This window comes from Acidisphaera rubrifaciens HS-AP3 (assembly GCF_000964365.1).
GTDB classification, from domain to species: Bacteria; Pseudomonadota; Alphaproteobacteria; order Acetobacterales; family Acetobacteraceae; genus Acidisphaera; species Acidisphaera rubrifaciens.
The window spans coordinates 1-2,061 of sequence record NZ_BANB01000500.1 but is presented as its reverse complement, the minus strand read 5'-3'; the positions used below and the strand labels follow the sequence as shown (position 1 = coordinate 2,061).

Sequence of the window (2,061 nt, the reverse complement as noted above, 5' to 3'; positions counted from 1 at the left end):
CTCAATTTCGTGGCGCTGCTGCTGGTGGGCGAGGTGCTGGAGGATGGCGGGCTGGGCGAGGCGGGGGCGGGGTTTCCGCAATCGCCGCTGCTGCCGCGCGACGCCTGGCTGCCGCGGCTGATGCCGCGCACCGACCTGCATGCCGGCGTGCTGCTGGCGGTGCTGGCCGCGATCATCGCGCATGGGGTGCTGTGGCGGATGCGCTGGGGCTTCGCCATCCGCACCGCGGGGGCGAGCCGGCGCGCCGCGCGCTATGCCGGGCTGTCGCTGCCGCGCACGGTGATGGGGCTGATGCTGGGCGCCGGCGCGACGGCGGGGCTCGCGGGCGCGGTGCAGGTGCAGGGCATCCATCACCGGCTGATCGACGGCTTCACCGGCGGCTTCGGCTTCGTCGCGGTGGCGATCGCGCTGCTGGGCGGGCTCAATCCGCTGGCGCTGATCCCGGCGGCGCTGCTGTTCGGCCTGCTGGAGACCGGCGCGCTGTCGATGCAGCGGCAGGTCGGCGTGCCGTCGTCGCTGGTCGCGGTGATCGAGGGGATGGCGATGCTGTTCGTGCTGGCCATCACCGCGCGCAACCGCGCCGCCGCCCGGGTGTAGTGCGCATGCTGCTCGACCTGATGAGCGCCGCCATACGCATCGCGACGCCGCTGATGTTCGCAGCCCTGGGCGGTATCCTGTCGGAGCGCGCGGGCGTGTTCGCGGTGGGGCTGGAGGGGATGATGCTGTGCGGCGCGTTCGGCGCGACCGTAGGCAGCGCGCTCGGCGGCGGCGCGCTCGCCGGAATCGCCGCGTCGATGCTGTGCGGCGCGCTGCTGGCGGGCGTGGTGGTGCTGGTCGCGGTGCGGGCGGGCGCGGACAACATGGTGACCGGGCTTGCCGCCAACATCCTCGCCCTCGGCCTGACAAGCTTCCTGCTGCGCGCGCTGTTCGGCCATGGCGCGGCGGCGGCGCTGCATGTGGCGCTGCTGCCGGCGATCGCGCTGCCGGGGCTGGCGGCGATTCCGCGGATCGGCCCCGCGCTGTTCGTGCAGCCGCCGCTGACCTGGGCGGCGCTGGTCGCGGTGGTGCCGCTGACCCTGTTCCTCACCCGCACCGCACCGGGGCTGACCCTGCGCGCGGTGGGCGAAAATCCGCTCGCCGCCTATGGCGCGGGGGCCGATCCAGGGCGGGTGCGCGCGCTGTCGGTGCTGGCGTGCGGCGCGGTCGCCGGGCTGGGCGGGGCGGTGCTGTGCCTGCAACAGGTGGGCACGTTCACCGACGGGATGACGTTCGGGCGCGGCTACCTGGCACTCGCCGCGATCATCGTCGGGCGGTGGATGCCGTACGGCACCGTGCTCGCCTGCCTGGTGTTCGGGGCGGCGGAGGCGCTTGATCTGCGGGTGCAGATCATCGGCCTGCCGATCAGCTCGTATTACGTGCAGATGCTGCCCTACGTGGTGGCCCTGCTGGTGCTGGTCGCCCTCGGCCGCGCCGCGCGGCTGCCGGCGGCGATCGGCACGCATTTCGACCGTGACGCCACATGAGCGCGCGCGCACACGAGGGAGACGCGGCATGACCGCAGCCATCACCGGCCTGTTTCACGTCGCGATCAAGACCGCCGATCTGGCGGCGACGCGGCGGTTCTACTGCGACGTGCTGGGGCTGGCGGAGGCGGCGCGGCCCGATTTCGGCTATCCGGGCGCGTGGTTCGCCGTGCCGGTGCCGGGCGGGGCGGCGATCCTGCACATCTATGCCGGCGGCCCGGCGCTGGGGCCGGACGGCGTCGCGGAAGTGGGCAGTGCCGCGATCGACCACGTCTCGCTGACGGCGGTGGGCTATGCCGACTTCGTCGCGCGGTTCCGCGAGGCCGGGCTCGACTGGCGCGAGTTCCTGGTGCCGGGGACGACGCTGTATCAGCTGTTCGTCTATGACCCGAACGGCGTGCAGCTGGAGATCACGTTCGACGGCCGGGCGGAGACGGGCGTCGCGCCCGACATGTCCGAGGGCCGCCGCTATGTCGCCGGGCAGAGCTTTTTCCGGCCGCGCTGACTAGAGCGGTAGCCGATCAGTCTGGATCGTAGC

General features: G+C 73.2%; 3 protein-coding genes. All 3 read left to right on the top strand.

Annotation, left to right across the window (positions count from 1 at the left end):
• Positions 1–597: ABC transporter permease (locus B8460_RS13755; protein ID WP_048862179.1), on the top strand; the 597-nt coding region annotated here is incomplete at its 5' end.
• A gap of 5 nt (positions 598–602) precedes the next feature.
• A complete protein-coding gene (locus B8460_RS13750; protein WP_048862180.1) occupies positions 603–1,523 on the top strand; it encodes an ABC transporter permease in 921 nt (306 codons plus the stop codon).
• 28 nt (positions 1,524–1,551) lie between these two features.
• Positions 1,552–2,028: a VOC family protein gene (locus B8460_RS13745; protein ID WP_048862178.1), complete on the top strand. Its 477-nt coding sequence runs from the start codon at positions 1,552–1,554 to the stop codon at positions 2,026–2,028.
• Positions 2,029–2,061 lie beyond the last annotated feature (33 nt).